The 18,567-nt window shown below is 66.8% G+C and carries 17 protein-coding genes and 2 pseudogenes; 5 read left to right on the forward strand and 14 right to left on the reverse strand.

Going from position 1 to position 18,567, the window contains the following annotated elements; translation table 11 throughout:
• Nucleotides 1-20: 20 nt before the first annotated feature.
• Genes paaK through ABZ909_RS41640 form a run of 10 tightly spaced genes read right to left on the reverse strand, consistent with a single transcriptional unit; the run spans nucleotide 21 to nucleotide 8,754 of the window.
• Nucleotides 21-1,304, reverse strand: coding sequence for a phenylacetate--CoA ligase PaaK (gene paaK / locus ABZ909_RS41595; RefSeq protein ID WP_357011596.1), 1,284 nt, complete (start codon nucleotides 1,302-1,304; stop codon nucleotides 21-23).
• A 51-nt stretch (nucleotides 1,305-1,355) separates the two neighbouring features.
• Nucleotides 1,356-2,432: a 1,2-phenylacetyl-CoA epoxidase subunit PaaE gene (gene paaE / locus ABZ909_RS41600; RefSeq protein WP_357011598.1), complete on the reverse strand. Its 1,077-nt coding sequence runs from the start codon at nucleotides 2,430-2,432 to the stop codon at nucleotides 1,356-1,358.
• Nucleotides 2,433-2,445: 13 nt separating this feature from the next.
• On the reverse strand, nucleotides 2,446-2,967 hold the full coding sequence (paaD, locus tag ABZ909_RS41605) for a 1,2-phenylacetyl-CoA epoxidase subunit PaaD (protein WP_357011570.1): 522 nt from the start codon (nucleotides 2,965-2,967) through the stop codon (nucleotides 2,446-2,448).
• The gene (gene paaC, locus ABZ909_RS41610) at nucleotides 2,961-3,878 is read right to left on the reverse strand and encodes a 1,2-phenylacetyl-CoA epoxidase subunit PaaC (RefSeq protein ID WP_357011572.1); all 918 of its coding nucleotides are present in this window, start codon (nucleotides 3,876-3,878) and stop codon (nucleotides 2,961-2,963) included. The genes paaD and paaC overlap by 7 nt, the downstream gene beginning before the upstream one ends.
• A gap of 9 nt (nucleotides 3,879-3,887) precedes the next feature.
• On the reverse strand, nucleotides 3,888-4,181 hold the full coding sequence (paaB, locus tag ABZ909_RS41615) for a 1,2-phenylacetyl-CoA epoxidase subunit PaaB (RefSeq protein WP_357011574.1): 294 nt from the start codon (nucleotides 4,179-4,181) through the stop codon (nucleotides 3,888-3,890).
• Between the two features lie 2 nt (nucleotides 4,182-4,183).
• Nucleotides 4,184-5,128 (reverse strand): 1,2-phenylacetyl-CoA epoxidase subunit PaaA, encoded by a 945-nt coding sequence (gene paaA, locus ABZ909_RS41620; protein ID WP_357011576.1) that lies wholly within the window; start codon nucleotides 5,126-5,128, stop codon nucleotides 4,184-4,186.
• A gap of 11 nt (nucleotides 5,129-5,139) precedes the next feature.
• Nucleotides 5,140-5,934 carry an enoyl-CoA hydratase-related protein gene (locus ABZ909_RS41625; RefSeq protein ID WP_357011578.1) on the reverse strand — a complete coding sequence of 265 codons (795 nt, stop codon included), beginning with the start codon at nucleotides 5,932-5,934 and terminating at the stop codon, nucleotides 5,140-5,142.
• A complete protein-coding gene (locus ABZ909_RS41630; RefSeq protein ID WP_357011580.1) occupies nucleotides 5,931-6,812 on the reverse strand; it encodes a 3-hydroxyacyl-CoA dehydrogenase family protein in 882 nt (293 codons plus the stop codon). The genes ABZ909_RS41625 and ABZ909_RS41630 overlap by 4 nt, the downstream gene beginning before the upstream one ends.
• Nucleotides 6,809-7,531: an enoyl-CoA hydratase/isomerase family protein gene (locus tag ABZ909_RS41635; RefSeq protein WP_357011600.1), complete on the reverse strand. Its 723-nt coding sequence runs from the start codon at nucleotides 7,529-7,531 to the stop codon at nucleotides 6,809-6,811. The genes ABZ909_RS41630 and ABZ909_RS41635 overlap by 4 nt, the downstream gene beginning before the upstream one ends.
• A 5-nt stretch (nucleotides 7,532-7,536) precedes the next feature.
• Nucleotides 7,537-8,754 carry a thiolase family protein gene (locus ABZ909_RS41640; RefSeq protein WP_357011582.1) on the reverse strand — a complete coding sequence of 406 codons (1,218 nt, stop codon included), beginning with the start codon at nucleotides 8,752-8,754 and terminating at the stop codon, nucleotides 7,537-7,539.
• Between the two features lie 108 nt (nucleotides 8,755-8,862).
• Here ABZ909_RS41640 and ABZ909_RS41645 point away from each other — a divergent pair, with 108 nt between their 5' ends.
• The 4 genes from ABZ909_RS41645 to ABZ909_RS41660 all read left to right on the forward strand — a co-directional run bounded on the left by ABZ909_RS41645 (nucleotide 8,863) and on the right by ABZ909_RS41660 (nucleotide 12,410).
• Complete coding sequence (locus ABZ909_RS41645) at nucleotides 8,863-9,471, forward strand: TetR/AcrR family transcriptional regulator (RefSeq protein ID WP_357011584.1); 609 nt, start codon at nucleotides 8,863-8,865, stop codon at nucleotides 9,469-9,471.
• Between the two features lie 80 nt (nucleotides 9,472-9,551).
• Nucleotides 9,552-11,564 (forward strand): phenylacetic acid degradation bifunctional protein PaaZ, encoded by a 2,013-nt coding sequence (paaZ, locus tag ABZ909_RS41650; RefSeq protein ID WP_357011586.1) that lies wholly within the window; start codon nucleotides 9,552-9,554, stop codon nucleotides 11,562-11,564.
• Nucleotides 11,561-11,878, forward strand: a complete 318-nt coding sequence (locus ABZ909_RS41655; protein WP_357011588.1) for an EthD family reductase — start codon at nucleotides 11,561-11,563, stop codon at nucleotides 11,876-11,878. The genes paaZ and ABZ909_RS41655 overlap by 4 nt, the downstream gene beginning before the upstream one ends.
• Nucleotides 11,879-12,188: 310 nt before the next feature.
• The gene (locus tag ABZ909_RS41660) at nucleotides 12,189-12,410 is read left to right on the forward strand and encodes a hypothetical protein (RefSeq protein ID WP_357011590.1); all 222 of its coding nucleotides are present in this window, start codon (nucleotides 12,189-12,191) and stop codon (nucleotides 12,408-12,410) included.
• On the opposite strand, the gene ABZ909_RS41665 is transcribed toward ABZ909_RS41660, so the two are convergent.
• A complete protein-coding gene (locus tag ABZ909_RS41665; RefSeq protein ID WP_357011592.1) occupies nucleotides 12,400-12,762 on the reverse strand; it encodes a hypothetical protein in 363 nt (120 codons plus the stop codon). The genes ABZ909_RS41660 and ABZ909_RS41665 overlap by 11 nt on opposite strands.
• Nucleotides 12,763-12,850: 88 nt before the next feature.
• Here ABZ909_RS41665 and ABZ909_RS41670 point away from each other — a divergent pair.
• Nucleotides 12,851-13,033 (forward strand): annotated as a pseudogene (locus ABZ909_RS41670) (hypothetical protein); the annotation flags it as partial.
• Nucleotides 13,034-13,090: 57 nt separating this feature from the next.
• Here ABZ909_RS41670 and ABZ909_RS41675 read toward each other — a convergent pair.
• The 3 genes and pseudogenes from ABZ909_RS41675 to ABZ909_RS41685 all read right to left on the reverse strand — a co-directional run.
• Nucleotides 13,091-16,363, reverse strand: a complete 3,273-nt coding sequence (locus ABZ909_RS41675) for a protein kinase (protein ID WP_357011594.1) — start codon at nucleotides 16,361-16,363, stop codon at nucleotides 13,091-13,093.
• Between the two features lie 432 nt (nucleotides 16,364-16,795).
• A pseudogene (locus ABZ909_RS41680) lies at nucleotides 16,796-17,942 on the reverse strand (IS3 family transposase).
• 502 nt (nucleotides 17,943-18,444) lie between these two features.
• On the reverse strand, nucleotides 18,445-18,567 hold a 123-nt coding region (locus tag ABZ909_RS41685; protein ID WP_356997334.1), incomplete at its 5' end, for an NAD(P)(+) transhydrogenase (Re/Si-specific) subunit beta.

Here is an 18,567-nt window from a genome sequence, read left to right on the forward strand (position 1 = left end):
GTGTACTCCCTCAGACGAGTTCAGCGAGGGCGGTTGTCGATCAGGCGGCGGACCTTGCCCGACGACCGTTCGAGGGTCTCGGGCGCGAGTACCTCGACGCTCACGGTGACGCCGATCCGCTGTTTGACCAGCTGGATCAAGGTCGCGGACGCTGCCTCGCGATCAGCGGCGGTGGTGTCCGGGCGGGCTTCGGCTCGTACGGTCAGCCGGTCCATCCGGCCGGGTCTGTCCAGCACGCATTCGAATTGGGGTGCGAGAGCGGGCACGGTGAGGACGATTTCCTCGATCTGGGTGGGGAACAGGTTCACGCCGCGCAGGATGATCATGTCGTCGCTGCGGCCGGTGATCTTCTGCATTCTGCGCATGGTGCGGGCGGTGCCGGGCAGCAGGCGGGTGAGATCGCGGGTGCGGTAGCGAATGACCGGGAACGCCTCCTTGGTCAGCGAGGTGAACACGAGCTCGCCTTCGACCCCGTCGGGCAGTACCTGCCCGGTCTCGGGGTCGATGATCTCGGGGTAGAAGTGGTCTTCCCAGATGTGCAGTCCGTCTTTGGTTTCCGCGCATTCCATGGCGACGCCGGGTCCGATGACCTCCGACAGCCCGTAGATGTCGAGGGCGTCGATGCCCAGTTGCGATTCGAGTTCGCGGCGCATGGCCTCGGTCCACGGCTCGGCCCCGAACACGCCGACCCGCAACGAGGTCGACGCCGGGTCGATGCCCTGGCGGGTCATCGCGTCCAGCAGGGTCAGCATGTAGGACGGCGTCACCATGATGGCGTCGGGTTCGAAGTCCCGGATCAGCTGCACCTGGCGCTCGGTCATACCACCCGACATGGGAATCACTGTGCAGCCCAGCCGTTCCGCGCCGTAGTGCGCGCCGAGTCCCCCGGTGAACAGCCCGTAGCCGTAGGCGATGTGCACCACGTCGGTGGAGCGCACTCCCGCCGCGTGCAAGCTGCGGGCGATGAGGTCGGCCCAGTGCCCGAGATCATTGGCGGTGTAGCCGACGACCGTGGGCTGCCCGGTGGTACCGGAGGAGGCGTGGATGCGCGAAACCTGTTCGCGCGGAACCGCGAACATTCCGAAGGGATAGTTGGCCCGCAGGTCGGCTTTGGTGGTGAACGGGAATTTCGCGAGGTCGGCCAGTTCTCTCAGGTCCGACGGGTGCACGCCCACCGCGTCGAACGCGGTGCGGTAGTGGGGAACATGGTCGTAGGCGTGCTGCAGAGACCAGCGCAGCCGTTCGAGTTGTAGTGCGGCGATGCGGTCGCGAGAGGCGAATTCGATATCGTCGGCGGGAACCATGGCGGGCGCGGGAGCGACGGTGCTCAAGGGAATGTCCTGTCGGTGTGGTGATCAGGCGTCGAAGTCGACGGTGAGGGTGTCCGTGGTCGGGTAGCTCTGGCAGGTGAGCACGAAGCCCGCCGCGATCTCGCTGTCCTCGAGGGCGTAGTTGCGCCGCATGTCCGCCGCCCCGTCGGTGATCTTGGCGCGGCAGGTGCCGCACACTCCGCCCTTGCACGCGAAGGGCAGATCGGAGCGCACCTGTTCGGCGGCATCCAGAATCGTCCGGTCCCGTGACAGGTCGGCGGTGGTGGAGCGGCCGTCGAGAGTGATGGTGACCCGGCTGCTCGGCCCGGTCGTCCCTGGTTCGCGATGCGTCTCCGGCGGCGGCGGGGTACCGCCGACATAGAAGAGCTCCCGGTGGACGCGATCGGCGGCCACCCCGAAATCGGCCAGCACGGTGACGGTGTCGTCCACCATGCCGTGCGGCCCGCAGATCCACGCGTGGTCGATGTCCTCGACATCCACGAGCTCCGTGAGGATTTCGCGCAGCCGACCGGCATCCAGCCGACCGCTGAACAACTCGACGTCGCGCGGTTCGCGAGAGAGCACGTGGATGAGCGAGAAGCGTTCGCCGTAGGCGTCTTTCAAGTCGGCGAGCTCGTCGGCGAACATCACCGAGCGGGTGCGCCGGTTGCCGTACAGCAGCGTCACCCGGCTGTCGGGATTGGCGAGCAGCGACGCGGCGATCGACAGCAGCGGAGTGATGCCGGACCCGGCGCCCACCAGCAGATGCCGCCCGGCGCTCGCCGGGTCGGCGACGAAGCTGCCGGACGGGGGCTGCACCTCCACGCGATCACCCGGCGTCACCTCGTGGACCAGCCAGTGGGAGAACAGGCCCCCGGACACCTCCCGCACCCCGACCCGGGGCGCGCTGCCCTGCGGAGCGCAGATCGAATACGACCGCCGCTGCTCGACGCCGTCCACCGTCCGCCGCAGTGTGAGGAATTGGCCAGGCCGGAAATGGAATTCGTCGGCGAGCCGATCGGGTACGGCGAAGGTCACGGCGACGGCGTCGTCGCACAGGCGCTGCACGGCCGCGACCTCGAGCGCGTGGAACGCGCGGGATCGGCCGGTTGTGGGTTCCATTGTCGTGGTCACCTCAGATCTCCTTCACATGATCGAACGGTTCGAGGCAGTCGCGGCAGCGATACAGCGCCTTGCATGCGGTGGCCGAGAACGGTGAGACGAGTTCGGTTGTGGCCGAGCGGCAGTGCGGGCAACGCACGTCGCGGGGCGGGGCGGCCAGCGTCAGCGGGATGGGCCCGCCGGTTCGCGTCGGGGCTGGGCCGGGCGGGGAGTATCCGTGTTCGCGCAGCTTGCGCCGCCCGTCGGGGGTGATCCAGTCGCTGCTCCACGGCGGCGACAGCACGGTGTCCACCCGTACGGCCGTGAAACCGTGTGCGCGCAGGTCGTATTCGATGTCGGCGCGAATGGTCGCCATCGCCGGGCACCCGGAGTAGGTGGGGGTGATGGTCACGACGACCACACCCTCGTGGTCGACCCGCACCTCGCGCAGGACGCCGAGGTCGGCGATGGTGAGCATCGGCATCTCCGGGTCCGCGACTTCCGCGGCCACCACCCGGGCACGATCTTGCTCGGTGGTGGAGACTGCGGTCACCATGACGCTTCCGGATGGGCGCGGGCCACGCTCTGCATCTCGGCCAGGACCAGCCCCAGCGCTTCGGTGTGCAGGCCGTCCCGGCCGGCGCGTCCGCCGACAGTGGCGGCCGAAACCCGCTCGGGTGCAGTGGTTTCCGCAGCCCGAAGAATCGTGGCGAGGGTCTCCTCGACCTCGGTGCGCACCCGCGCGGGGTCCACGGCCACCCCGGTCGCCGTGAGCGCCGTCTCGTCAGCGGAGGTGATGAACAGTTCTGGAACGAGGGGCCAGACCTGGCCTAGCGCCCGGACCAGTCGGCCGTGGGACTCGTCGGTCCCCGCGCCGAGCACGACCGCCCACCGTGCCGCGTAATCACGGTGGTAGGTCAGTTCCTTGACTCCCTTGTGCGCCACTGCCGACAGCACCGGATCCCGGGAGTCCCGTAGCCGCGCGAAGACCGCCAGCCGCCAGGTCGAGAAGACGAGCAGCCTGGTGATCGCCTGTGCGAAGTCGCCGTTGTCGAGTTCGCACAGGCGTACATTGCGGAATTGCGCGTCGGTGCGGAAGAACGCCAGCGCATCCTCGGGCGGAACGGGTGAGGTATCCGAGAGGTACGGCACGACGGCGGGATCGGCGGCCGCAGCGCGGGCCAGCAGCAGCCGTGCCTGCCCGAGCAGGTCCAGACCGATATTGGCGAGCGCGACCTCCTCCTCCAATTCTGGTGCGTGCGTGACCAATTCGGTCAGCCTCTGGGCGCTGATCAGGGCATCGTCGGCGAGCATGAGGCAGTACCGCGCCAGCGCCGAGGGGTCCGCGTCCGCGGGCACGGTCGTGTCCACCCCGGCCAGGGGGTCGTCGAAGCCGGTCCCGAAGGCCCAGCGGCCGTCGTCATCGGCGGCCGCGAGACCGTCGAAGGGATTGTCGTGGTCGATCATGGCGGCGCCTCACATGTGGGGAACGGTGTCGGGGATCTCGTAGAAGGTCGGATGGCGGTAGACCTTGTCGCGGTTGGGCGCGAAGAAGGGATCCTTCTCGGCCGGGCTGGATGCGGCGATGGTGTGCGAGGGCACCACCCAGATGCTCACGCCCTCGTTGCGACGGGTGTAGACGTCGCGGGCGTGCCGCAGTGCCATCTCGTCGTCGGCGGCGTGCAGCGAACCCACGTGCACGTGGTTGAGTCCACGCTTACCACGCACGAACACCTCGTACAGCGGCCATTCCGAACGAGTAGCGCTCATGGTCATGCCTCCTGGCTTCCGTTGCGGTGGGCGAACGCCGCGGCTGCTTCGCGCACCCACGCCCCGTTGTCGTGTGCGGATCGCCGGACATCGATCCGCTGCGCATTGCACGCACCGTTGCCGGCCACGACCTGCGCGAACTCGTCCCAGTCGGGTCGGCCGAAGTCGTGAGCGCCGCGGTCGGCATTCCATGCCAGCTCCGGATCGGGCAGGGTGACACCCAGCGTCGCGGCCTGCGGAACCGTCATGTCGACGAATCGCTGCCGCAGTTCGTCATTGGTGTGGCGTTTGATCCGCCAGCGCATGGACTGCGCGGTGTTGGGCGAGGCGTCGTCGGGCGGGCCGAACATCATCAGTGTCGGCCACCACCACCGGTCGACGGACTCCTGCACCATGGCCCGTTGCGCGTCGGTACCGCGCATCATGGTCATGAGCAGTTCATAGCCCTGACGCTGATGGAACGACTCCTCCTTGCAGACCCGGATCATCGCGCGCGCGTAGGGACCGAACGAGCTGCGGCACAGCGGAACCTGGTTGCAGATCGCCGCGCCGTCCACCAGCCACCCGATGACCCCGACATCGGCGAAGGTCAGGGTCGGATAGTTGAAGATCGAGGAGTACTTCTGCCGGCCGGAGAGCAGTTTGCCGGTGAGGTCGCCGCGATCCGCGCCCAGGGTTTCCGCCGCCGAGTACAGGTACAGACCGTGCCCGGCCTCGTCCTGGACCTTGGCCAGCAGGATCGCCTTGCGGCGCAGCGAGGGCGCGCGGGTGAGCCAATTGCCTTCGGGCTGCATGCCGATGATCTCGGAGTGGGCGTGCTGGGCGATCTGCCGAATCAGGGTGGCGCGGTAGGCGTCCGGCATCCAGTCGCGCGGCTCGATGCGCTGATCAGCGGTGAGCATGGCGTCGAATCCCGCCTGCAGATCGTCGGAGACAGGGGTGTTCATGACCGAACCCTTCAGTGACCGGTGAAGACCGGGGTTGTCTTGGACAGGAAGGCAGTGACCGCGGCGCGATGGTCGGCGCTCGCGCCGAGCCGCTGCTGGGCATCGGCTTCGTCTTCCAGCGTTTCCGCCAGATCGGCGTCCGACCGCGCCAGCAGCGCCTTCACCTCTCGGTAGGCGGCAGTCGGTCCTGCAGCTAAGCGGGCTGCGAGTTCGCGTGCCGCGGTATCCAATTCGGAATCGTCAACGACCCGATGCACCAGTCCCCACTCCAGCGCCCGGGCGGCGTCGATCCGGTCGCCGAGCAGCATGAGCCCTGCGGCGCGCGAGGAGCCGAGCGCGCGCGCCAAGGTGTGGCTCAGACCTGAATCGCTGGCCAGGCCGATGCCGGTGAACGCGGTGGCGAAGGTCGCCAACCCGCCGGCGATCCGGATATCGCCCGCGAGCGCGATGCCGAGTCCCGCACCGACACACGCGCCCTGGATCGCCACTACCACCGGAACCCGGATCGCCGCCAACGCGGTGATCAGCGGGTTGTAGTGTTCCCGGACGGTCGCCATGGCGATGGCCGGGTCGGTGTCCAACCCGGTCACGTGCTCGGCGAGATCCTGCCCGACGCAGAAGTTCCGCCCCTCCGCGCGCAGCAAGACGGCCCGGACACCGTCGTCGGCGGCGAGGGATCGCAGTGCGTCCAGCAGCCCTTCTTTGAGGACGCGGTCCAGGGCATTGGATGCCGTGGGCCGCGCCAGCGTGAGAACGGCCAATCCGTCGCGGTTTTCGACGGTGACAGTGTCGGTGGCGGTGCTCATCGAGTGGTTCCTTTCGTTCCGCCGTTCCAGTCGTAGAACCCTCGTCCGGCCTTGCGCCCGAGCTCGCCCCGAGCGACCTTGTCGCGCAGCAGCTGTGGCGGCTCGAAACGGGGTCCCAGGGTGGCCGCGAGGTGTTCGGCGATCGAGAGCCGGACGTCGAGCCCGACCAGATCGGTCGACCGCAGCGGACCCATGGCGTGCCGGTAGCCGAGTTCCATTGCCCTGTCTATGGATTCGGCGTCCGCGACGCCGTCCTCGAGCATGCGGATGGCCTCCAGCCCCAGACACACCCCGAGACGGCTGGTCGCGAAGCCCGGGGCGTCGTTGACCAGCACCTCGGCCTTGCCGAGCGCGGCGACCCAGTCCCGCACCCGGGCCGCGACTCCGGGGTCGGTCGCGGGGGCGCGCACCACCTCGACCAGTTTCGACGCCGGAACGGGATTGAAGAAGTGCATGCCCAGAAACCGGCTCGGGTCCTTCAGCACCGCACCCAGTTCCGTGATGGACAGCGAACTGGTGTTGGAGGCGAGCACCGTCTCCGGCCCGACCGCCCGCTCCGCGGCGCTCAGCACCTCGGCCTTCAGCCGCGGATTCTCCGGCACCGCTTCGATCACCAGATCCGAATCGGCGGGCAGCTCGGCGATCGCCGCGGTCAGGGTAATTCTCCCCATGATCGTGTCGATATCACTGCCGCCCAGGGCATTTCGCTCCGCTGCCACGGACAGGCCGTTGCGAATCCGCTGCCGCGCCGCGCCGCGATCTCCTGATTCGACGACGATGACATCGCTGCCGAGGGTGGCGAAGGACTGGGCGATGCCCGCGCCCATCCGGCCTCCACCGATCACGCCGATCAGGTCTGATACCGCTGTGCCGGTCATCGTGTCCTCTTCTCCAGGAATGCGGTCATCCGCTCGTATTTCTCGGCGCTGTCGAACAGCACCGCTTGGGCGATGTCGTCGGCGCGGGAGCCGTCGGCGACCAGCTTGGTCAGCCGCAATGCCAGTGGTGACTGGCGCACGATGCGATCGAGGAGCTCGTGGGCGGCAGCGACATGCGCGCCTTCGGGAACAACCTCGAGCACCAGCCCGCACCGCAGGGCGCGCTCGGCATCCAGCCGCGCCCCACCGAGCAAGACCTGCTTAGCGATCGAGACGCCGACCAGCTCCGGCAGGCGGTAGCCGGCGCCCGCCGCAGCGATGATGCCCAGACCCGGCTCTGGATTCGCGAAAACGGCCGTCGGTGTGGCGATCCGGATGTCGCAGGCGTAGGCCAGTTCTGCCCCGCCGCCGAAGGCGTAACCGCTGACCGCGGCGACCGTCGGCAGCGGTAGCCGCGCCACCCGGTCGAACAGGGTGCGATTGATCCCGGCCAGCGCCTCGTTCAATCCCCGGTCACGCAGTTCGACGATGTCGGCGCCACCGGCGAAATGGTCACCACGACCGGTGAGCACCAATGGTTTCGGCGCGCATTCCAGCCGCTCGCAGACCCGGTGCAGCTCGGAGATCATCTCGGCGTCGATCGCATTGCGCCGCTCCGTCCGATCCAGGACCACCACCGTGCGGTCGTCGGACTCGGTGACCTCGAGGGTGGAGAACAGGCGGCTCACGGGGCCTCCACCAGCATCGCCACACCCTGCCCGACGCCCACGCAGAGGGTCGCGAGTCCACGGCGCGCGCCTTCGCGCTCCATACGCCCCAAGAGCGTCAACAGGATTCGCGCTCCGGAGCATCCGAGCGGATGTCCCAGCGCGATCGCACCACCATCGGCGTTGACGATCTCTTCGTCCAGCTTCAACTGCCGCATCACACCCAGCGACTGGGCGGCGAACGCTTCGTTCAGTTCGACCGCATCGAGATCACCGATTCCCCACCCGGCGCGGCCGAGGACTTTGCAGGTGGCGGGTACCGGACCCAATCCCATGACATTGGGCGGCACACCGGCATTGGCCGCGGCGACGATCCGGGCACGCACCGTCAGACCGTGCCTGCGCACCGCCTCCGCACTGGCCACGATCAGCGCGGCCGCCCCATCGGACAACGGCGACGACGACCCCGCCGTGACAATGCCCCCCGGGCGGAACACCGGACGCAAGCCCGCGAGCTTTTCGAGGGTCGTGTCGCGCCGCGGGACCTCGTCGGTGCTCACTGCGCCACCGCGAACCGGGACGGGAACGATCTCCGCCTCGAAATGTCCGGCGTCGCTGGCCGCGGTGGCGCGGCGCTGGCTGCGCAGTGCGAATTCGTCGCTCTCTGTGCGGGAAATACCCTCGGCGGCCGCCACCTCTTCGGCGGTCTCCCCCATCGCCAATGTCACCTTGCGTACCTCCGGGCCGCTGCCGAGCACGGCCGCGTCCGCTCGCGCGAAACGCTCATTGGTGAAGCGCCATCCGAGCGCGGTATCGCTCAGCTCCCCCGGCTTGGCCCATGCCACACCGGGTTTGGCGACCACCCACGGCGCTCGCGTCATCGATTCGACGCCGCCCGCCACGATCAGATCGGCATCGCCGCCGCGAATCATGGCGGCGGCGGTCGCGACGGCAGTCAATCCGCTCGCGCACAACCGGTTGACCGTGAATCCCGGCACCGAATCCGGCAGCCCGGCCAGCAGCGCCGCCATGCGAGCGACATTGCGGTTGTCCTCGCCGGACTGATTGGCCGCGCCCAGGATCACCTCGTCCACCGCGTCATCGGAGATCGCGGCCCGACGCACCGCTTCCCGGATCACCAGCGCCGCCATGTCATCGGGCCGGACTTCGGCCAGAGCGCCGCCGTAGCGGCCCTGGGGCGTTCGCACGCCGTCCACCAGAAAGACCTCGCGCATCCTCACACTCCTGTCCTCGCCTTCATAATTACCGAATGTTCGGTTGGTAATCAACCCCCGGCGGCGGGTCTGCGCGAAATGCTCGCCGGGCACTGGGAAGATGGCCGGATGGCTTCTCCGCGCGTCACCCGCAGGTCCGGTCCCGGCCGGCCCGGCTACGACCTCGACTCCCTGCTGTCGGTCGCCGTCAAAGTTTTCAACGAGAAGGGCTACGACGGCACCAGCATGGAGACCCTGGCGCAGCGGCTCGGAATCACGAAATCCTCCATCTACCACCACGTCTCCGGCAAAGAGGAGCTGCTGGAGCTGGCGCTCGGGCGCGCACTCAACGGGCTGTTCGCGGTTACCACCGAACCCGAGGTCACCTCGGGCCCCTACATCGACCGGCTCGAGCATCTGGTGCGCCGCAGCGTCCAGGTGCTGGCCACCGAGCTGCCGTATGTGACGCTGCTGCTGCGGGTGCGTGGCAACAGCCCCGTCGAACGCCGCGCGCTCGCCCGCCGCCGCGAATTCGACGATGTGGTCGCGCGACTGGTCAGCGAGGCCGTTTCCGAGGGCGATCTGCGCCCGGACATCGATCCGGCGCTGATCAGCCGCCTGCTGTTCGGCATGGTCAACTCCCTCATCGAGTGGTACAGCCCGCGTGGGGGCACCTCCGTGGACCAGCTCGCCGACGCCGTGGTCCACATGACGTTCGAGGGCCTGCGCACGCACTGACCGATCACGGTTCCTTGACACGGGCAAGGGCCACGCGCGATCGTAATTACCGACCGAATGGACGGTAGATAGGAGTCGTGGTGAGCAGGTTGTTGCAGAGTTATGTGAGCGGACGGTGGCACACTCCACCGGATGCGGGCCAGTCGATCCTCAGCGCCGTGGACGGCAGCGAGATCGCACGGGTCTCCTCGACCGGCGTCGACTTCGCCGCGGCGGTGCATCACGCGCGCTCGGTCGGGGGGCCCACGCTGGCGCGGCTGACCTTCCATGAGCGCGCGGGGCTGCTGAAGGCGCTCGGGCAGTCCATCCTGGCGCGCAAGGACGAGTTCTACACGGTCTCACGGGCGACCGGCGCGACCGACCGGGACTCGGCCATCGACATCGACGGCGGCGCGGGCACCCTGCTCAGCTACGCAAGCCGGGCCAAGCGTGAATTGCCCAATGGCACCGTGTATCTCGACGGCGGGGTGGAACAGCTCGGCAAGCGCGGAACCTTCGTCGCCCAGCACGTCTTCACCACGCGTCCGGGCGTGGCGGTGCAGATCAATGCTTTCAATTTCCCGGTCTGGGGTTTCCTCGAGAAGCTGGCTCCGGCGTTCATCGCGGGTGTGCCGAGTATCGTGAAGCCCGCATCGCAGACGGCGTATCTGACCGAGGCCATCTTCCGCCACATCATCGAATCCGGTCTGCTTCCGGAAGGTTCGGTGCAGCTGGTGTGCGGCGGCACCGGCGACCTGTTGGATCAGCTGGGTGGCCAGGACTCGCTGCTGTTCACCGGTTCCGCGCAGACTGCCGCACTACTGCGCACGCACCCGGCGCTCGTGCACCACGGCACCCGTTTCACCGCAGAGGCCGATTCGCTCAACGCCTCGATCCTCGGCACCGACGTAGAGCCCGGCTCTGCGGAGTTCGATCTGTATGTGCGCCAACTGGTTACGGAAATGACCGCGAAGGCCGGACAGAAGTGCACGGCCATCCGGCGCGCATTCGTTCCTGAGAACATGATCGACGCCGTGATCGACGCGGCCCGGGAGCGGTTGAGCAAGGTTGTGGTGGGCGCGCCCGGGGACGAGGGCGTCACGATGGGCGCGCTGGCCAGTGTGCAGCAGCGCGACGAAGTGTTGAAGGCCGTCCAGGCCCTCACCGCCAGCAGCGAGATCGTGGTCGGTCGAGCGCAGGCGCCGGAGGGTCCCGGCGCGTTCCTGTCGCCCATCCTGTTGCGCTGCACGGACAACACCGCCGCCGAACCGCACGAGATCGAGCCGTTCGGTCCGGTAGCGACGATCATGGGCTATCGCGACGCCGCCGAGGTGATCGACCTGGCGGCCCGTGGGCAAGGCAGTCTGGTCGCCTCCCTGGTCACCGCCGACGCGGCGCTCGCCCGGGAGATCGTGCTGGGCCTGGCTCCCTTCCACGGCCGTGTCCTGGTTCTCGACACCGACGATGCGAAGGAGTCGACCGGCCACGGATCCCCGCTGCCGGTGCTCGTGCACGGAGGACCCGGCCGGGCCGGGGGCGGTGAAGAGTTGGGCGGTGTCCGCGGCGTACTGCATCACATGCAGCGCACGGCCGTGCAGGCGTCGCCGGACAAGCTCGCCGCCATTACCGGGCAGTGGGTCACCGGCGCCACCCGGCACACCGGCGCGGTGCATCCGTTCCGGAAGAGCCTGGCGGAGTTGGCTGTCGGTGACACCATCGTGGGCGGGCCGCGGCAGGTCACGGGCGGGGACATCGCGCACTTCGCGGAGTTCACCGGCGACACGTTCTACGCCCACACCGATCCCGTTGCCGCGGCGGCCAATCCACTCTTCGGCGGTATCGTCGCCCACGGCTACCTGGTTGTATCGCTTGCGGCCGGGCTGTTCGTGGACCCCGCGCCGGGCCCCGTCCTCGCCAATTTCGGCGTCGACAACCTCCGATTCCTCACCCCCGTCAAGGTCGACGACATCCTCACCGTGACCCTCACCGCGAAGGCCATCACGCCCCGGGCCACCGCTGACTACGGTGAAGTCCGCTGGGATACCGTGGTGATGAATCAGAACGCCGAACCCGTCGCGACCTACGACGTGCTCACCCTGGTGGCGAAGTCATGACCTACCGCATCGCCATCTGCTACGGCCGCCCGGCGGATCCCGCGGCCTTCGACGCGTACTACGCCGAAACCCATGTCCCGCTGGCTCGGAAGATCCCCGGCCTCTCCGCATTCACCTGGGGCAACTGCTCCCCGCTCGGCAGCGAGGAACCGCCGTACTACATGGTGGCGAACCTGCAGTTCCCGACGGCCGACGCACTCGAGCGGGCATTGACCTCGACCGAGATGAAGGCCGCAGGCCGCGACGTCCGAAACTTCGCCACCGGCGGCGTCACCATGTTCACACAATCCGAGCAATCAGGACTGATTCCCTGATCCGCACGCCCCCGGCGGGCGGGAGTCCGGGGCTCCCTGCCCGCCGGTTTCCCGAGCACCACGCGAACTATCGGGTGCCGCGCACGAAGCCGAGAAGGATCTGTCGGCCGGTCTGAGAGGTGAAGCTGCCATAGGCATCGTCGAAGGCGTGTCCGGCGAAAGGTAGTTGGTAGACATGGTTTTCGACGCCTGCCCGGGTAAGTGAGGCGGCGAAGCCGGTGATGGCGCGCCGCAGTTCCCGACGACCAGCAGGGTGCAGGGCAGACCGGGGTGGAGTCGGTGGTCGCCGCGACCTGCACCAAATGTCAGCGTGCAGCGCGAGGACGTCGCGATCCCGGTATTCGCGATGTACTCGCGCTGCTGCACCTTCCACACCGGCCGCGCCGATGTCCGCCCCGCCATTCCGACAGTGCTGGACCTGCTCGCCACCGGCAGGCTCGATCCCTCGATCGTCACTACCCGCACCGCCGCCTGGGACGACTCCATCGACGCCCCGCTCGATACACCGATGAAACTGGTGGTCACCCACTGACTTTCAACCGACGCGCCGCGCGCCTGGTCACTACGGTACCGGGCGCCCGTCCGCCGCCGCGATTCACTCGCCGGGATCGACCCGGCACAGAATGCGCCTGGCGCCCACTCTTCGCCGCGGCAGTACCGCAGTCGACCGGCTGCGCCGAGTTGTCGAGGCTGTTCTGGGCCACGCACTCACCCTCGCGCACTTGCAATTCCAGGCACAGGGTGGTGTTGCGCATGCCGCCGATGGAGCGCACGGTGTCGTAATCAGTGCCGGGACACGAACCGCCACCAGGATCCTTCAACACCACACCGACGCGGAATATCGTCGTCGGGTCGTCACAGGACACCGACGTCACGTCGACCATCGCGGGCCCACCGCTGACCTTCACACAATCACCGGCGGACACCTTCCGCAGCGGATCACGACCACCGTCTCGAACATGGCCATGATCGGTGACGTGCTGCCAAGATCCGCCAGGAGGGAATCCGCTGACCCATCGCCTCGAGCGCCCTCGGGCTGACCGCCGGGAGGCTTTCCATCCTCGAAGCGAGCGCGGCCAGCAGAACGGGATCTGCGAATCGTTCAACGGGCGATTCCGCGACGAATTCCTGCCCTGCGAGCCATTCGGATCGCTCACCGAGGCGCAGGGACTGGCGTATCGAGCACAACACTTACCGACCCCAACGATTCTGTTATTCGGCGTCTGCTGCGATCCAGGCTGCGATCTGCGCGCGGGAGGTGAATCCGAGTTTGGTCAGGATGTGTTCCACGTGCCCCTGTGCGGTGCGTTGGGAGATCACCAGTTTGGCGGCGATCTGCTTGTTTGTGAAGCCTTGGGCGATGAGGTCCGCGACCTGCCGCTCACGCTTGGTCAGCTCCGGAAGAGGACCCGATGTGAGTTTCGTGTCTGTCGGCTGCTCGCCGAGGGCGTAGGCCACGGCTGCGTCCATTCCCATCACTTGGCCGTGCCGGAAGGCCGATTCGAATCCGCGTACCCCGAGGGCGGATCGCATCAGCCGGACACATTCGTCGTGATGCTGCCGCATTATTGGGACGATGCTCGCAACGTCACCCGCAGACCGGTCCAATTCGTGCGCGGCTCCCATAAGCACGGCCGCACGCTCGGCGTTGCCGTCGACGCAGGCCGTCCAGGCCAGCGACTCGAGACTCACCGCGGCAACAACTGGGCTGCGCATTCGCTGGTTGACGCGCAGTGCATTCGCGAGCAGCTCAATTGCCCGAGATCGCTCACCTTGCTGCCAGACGGCAACGCCCATGCCCCACAACGCCGTCGACTGGAAGAGTAATTCGCCGCAGGCTTGGGTGATGGAAAGCACTTGTCGGTGATACTCAATCGCCCGTTGTGTGTCCCCAGCCAGCTCGTGCACCCAACCGAGCAGGGTCAAAGCAGCAAGATGAATATATCCTCGCTGATTCGGGCTGAGCACTTCGACGGCGCGTTCGAGGGACGAGGTTGCGCAGGCAAGCTCACCGCGGTAAAGCGCCACGGCGCCGGCGGCGTGGGCGATCAGCGCTTGGGTCATCGGAGTGGGGTCCTGTTCGGCGAGCACGCGTGCCTGTTCCACCAGGGTCGCCGCCGCTGGCAAATCGCCCTGCATCACTGCCAGGAAGCAGCCTGCATAGAGCGCCCTGACACGGTCGGGTATGGATTGCCGGGCAGGGTGGTTCAGGACCCGGTTGATCCAGCGCCGAGCTTCGCCGTATAGACCCGGGAAACTCCAGAACATATATAGTGCGGCGGCGGTCTGTAGTCCGGCTTCCGCCGCTTCCTCGGAGTTCTCCGCCAGGCAGTGTTCGAGCGCGTCGCGTAGATTCGGTAGTTCGCGTTCGAGCCTGGCGAACCAGTAGAGCTGCCGGTCGCTGATCCACCCCGCCTCCGCGTCCAGCGCCAGCCGCTGATACCAGTCGCGGTGCTTGCTTCGCACCAGCTGATCCTCACCGGACTCACGTAACTTTTGCCGACCGAAATCCTGCACCGTCTCGAGCATTCGGAATCGCACCACGCCGTGGGATTCGTCTCGGATCAGGATCGACTTGTCCACGAGTGCGGACAGCACATCGAGCGGGCTGTCCGGTGCCAGGTCGGTGCCGCAGATTTGTTCGGCGGCGTCGAGTTCGAAGCCTCCAGTAAATACTGATAGCCGGGCCCACAGCCGTTGTTCGGCCGGGGTGCACAGCTGGTAACTCCAGTCGATGGACCATCGCAGGGTCTGCTGGCGTGTGGGTGCGGTGCGGCTGCCGCGGGTTAGTAGTGCGTAGCGGTCGTCGAGGCGTTGCAGGATCTGTTCGGGGGACATTGTGCGCATCCGGGCTGCGGCGAGCTCGATCGCCAGTGGCAGTCCGTCCAGCCGGGTGCAGATGCGGGCGATGGTGTCCTTGTTGTCGTCGGTGAGTTCGAAACTTGGCACGACTGCGGTCGCGCGGTCGGCGAACAAGGTGACCGAATCATAGCGGGGCAGTCCGCGCAGCGGCGTTTCCTGGTTCGGGTTCGGCACGGTCAGCGGCGGCACCCGCAGTACCGACTCTCCGGCGATGTCGAGCGGTTCGCGGCTTGTGGTCAAGATTCGCAGATGTGGACAAGCCTGTAACCAGGTTTCGACCGACTCGGCCACGGTCGCGACCAGTTGTTCGCAGTTGTCCAGGACCAGCAGCGACTTGCGCGTGGACAGGAATTCGACCACAACCTTCGGCAACGGTCGTGCTGAATCGTCGCGCAGTCCGAGGCTGGCTGCAATCACGCCGACGAGCAGTGCGGGGTCGGAAATGTCGGCCAGTTCGACTAGCCATATCCCGTCGGCGAACTCCCGGCGCGCGGTCGTCGCGGCCCGCAGCGCCAGCCGGGTTTTGCCGACCCCGCCGATGCCGGTCAACGTCACCAGCCGGGCCGAGGACAGCAGATTCTTCACCTCCGCCAGCTCGGCGCGGCGGTCGACGAAACTAGTCAACTCCAGTGGCAGAAGGCTCGCGGTGCGACTACCCACGGCCGCCGTCGGCGGACGCCACCCCGAGGTGGCGGGTTTACGGTCCCGGTGCTCGCGATCGGGTTCGCCGTGTAATGCCATCTCATCGACGGCGAATCCATGGTTGCGCTGTGCTTGCCGGAGTGCTTCCCCCAGCGCGGTCGGCGAGGGCCGCTGGTGCGGGTCACGGTTCATCGCCGTCGATACGACCGTGGATATGTCGGCAGCGATGCCATGCTCGCGCAGGTCCGGCACCGGCTGGGTGGTGATCCGCAGGAACTGAGTGACCACGTTCTCCCCGCTGTGCCGTTCAAACGCCGCATGCCCGGTCAACGCACAGAATAACGTGGCACCCAACCCGTACACGTCCGCAGCCGGCGTGGGAGCCTCGCCTTCCAGCACCTCCGGGGCGGTGAACGCTGGGGATCCAGTCAGGGTGCCCGAGGTGGTCTCAAATCCGCCGGTGATGCGCGCGATTCCGAAGTCTGTCAGCGCGGGCTCGCCGTAATCGGTGAGGAGGATGTTGCCTGGTTTCACGTCCCTATGCAGGATGCCCAGGCGATGCGCGGTCTCCAGCGCCCCGGCGATCTTCACCCCGATCCACAACACGGTCTCCACCGGCAGCGGACCCTGCCCACGGATACGGGCGTCCAAGGAGTCCAACGGGTGATACGGCATCACCAGATAGGGCCGTCCATTCGCGGTGGTGCTCGCCTGCAATATCGTGACGATATTCGGATGACCGGTCAACCGGCCCATCGCCCGCTGCTCCCGGAAGAAACGCGCCCGACTCTCCGTATCCAAATCGACGGTCAACACCTTCACTGCCACCGTCCGGTCCAGCTCCGCCTGGGTACAGCGATAGACCGCACCGAAACCGCCCCGCCCGATCTCCTCGGCATCCTCGAACCCGGCCGCAGCCAATTCCTCCGTGACCGGCACTGACATGTCACGGACCGTTCGGAACGGATCACGCTCGTTCATCGGCTGCACATCCGCCAGCGTCCCCGGTAACAAGCAACATGCGTCAACTTTTCGTTAACGAATAGCTTATCCCCACCGAACAACGGCGACGAAGAGGTGTGAGACTAGCGGTGGATCCGGTCCCGGTATTGGTTAGTTACCGGACGGGGGTGATCCGGTCTTCGAAGGTGATTGGATCCTGAATCCCCCGTTACCTTCCCGCGTTTGGTGCTTACCTTTCTTTTTGGGAAGGATGGACTCATGATGCCTGCGAAGCAGCATGAAGTGCGGCTGGTTGTCGAGCACCGTGATGACCACGACAGTGGATGGGCTGCGATCAAGGAGGTCTCGCCTGGTTGGACATGACCGCCGAAACCTTGCGCAAATGGGTGTGACCGGTCCCCGATAACGGGACCACCCGGTGGTTGAGTCCGGGTTGTATTCGATTCGGTTTCAGCTGATGTCGCAGGCCACGGGGTGGTGGGTGTGGCCGCAGCGGGCAGCGTACTCGGCCGGGGTGAGATAGCCCAGCGCCGAATGCCGATGCCGATGGTTGTGCTCGAGCTTGAAGTCGCCGATCACCACCCGCGCCTCGAGCAGGCTGGTCCAGTGATTGCGGTTGAGGCATTCGCTGCGTAGCCGCCGGTTGCACGACTCGATGAACCCGTTGTTCCACGGCGTCCCGGGCGGAATGTGGACGATCCCCACCCGATCCGCGCAAAACTGTTGCAGGGCACGAGAAATCATCTCCGGCCCGTTGTCCATCCGCAGCACCATCGGCGGGCCACCGCGGGTAGAGAACACCTTCTCCAGTTCGGCGACGAGTTTCTCGGCGGTGATCGAGCGCTCGACCAGGTGCAGCAGCGACTCACGGGTGTGCTCGTCGATCATCGAGGCGATCTTCACCGCCCGCCCATCGACGGTAGAGTCGAACTGGAAATCCAACACCCACACCACTTTCGGGGCGTCCGCGTCGACAGGCGGCACCAACGAGCACTCGGCCCGCTTGCGCCGGCAATGGGTGCGGACCTGCAAGCCCTCCTCACGCCAGAGCCGGTGCACCTTCCTCTTGTTCACATCCGAGCCCTCGTCGAACCGCAACGCCGCCCACGCACGGCGGAACCCGTGACCGGGGTGTTTCGTCGCGTAGGACCGCAGCCAGGCCCGCACACCGGCATCCGGATCGGCCGGGTCACCGCGGCCGGCAGCCGTCGATACGTCGACCGATGAAGCCCAACAACCTTGCACGCCAACCGTTCCGACATGCTCTTGACCTGTTTGAGTATGTCCACGGCGCGGCGCTTGGCCGCCGGGCTCAGAATTTTCAGTCCTTGGCGATCTCCCGCAGCGCGTCCTTCTCCAGCTCCGCATCGGCCAAAAGCCGCTTGAGCCGGGCGTTCTGCTCGCGCAGCTCCTTGAGCTCCTTGGCAGCATCGGTATCCACACCGCCGTACCGACGGCGCCAGTTGTACATCGTCGCCGCCGACACCCCCAGCTCCGCGGCGGCCTCCTCCCCGGTCTTGCCCGCCGCGGTCAGCTCATCGGCACGGCGCAGCTTCCGCACGATCTCCTCCGCGGAATGCCGCTTACGTCCTGCCATGTCACTCAGTGTCCCTTCCAGCCCTCACCAGGGCCAACAGGACTCTAATAGCGAGTGGTCTCATTCATTGGGGACGGGCCACCACCTCAGTATGAAATTCACGGAAGACGTATGCAGAGAACAACTTTCAATTCCGACCACGATGCCTTTCGGGCGACAATCCGCTCGTTCATCGAATCCGAGGTCGCACCGTCCTATGACAGGTGGTTCGCCGACGCCCTCGACAGCGGGCCTCGGATTTCACGCGAGGCCCGCTGTCATTAGGTGCGCCGCTATCGTCAGGGATTGACCGGGCGCGTTGCTTCCACGGATTGCGTTGGCGCAGTGGGCATTCGGGTCGGTGCGAACAAACCGGTCCATCGATGAGTGAGATAACGCCAGCGGTCACCTGCGCGAAGCCGCTTCAACTCATCGGCGCGGCACGCGATATTGATCGCTGTGACGATCAGTTGCGTACAGGCGACCAGCCCCAACAATGACACCTCAGCTGGTCCTTCCATGATCACAGCGCCTTGAGTTCCTCGGTGACGGCGCCGACGGATTTCTTGGCGTCGCCGAAGAGCATGGAGGTGTGGTCGGCGTAGAACAGTGGGTTGTCGATGCCGGCGAAGCCGGAGTTCATCGA

This window comes from Nocardia sp. NPDC046763 (assembly GCF_040645495.1).
In the GTDB taxonomy this organism is placed as follows: Bacteria; Actinomycetota; Actinomycetes; order Mycobacteriales; family Mycobacteriaceae; genus Nocardia.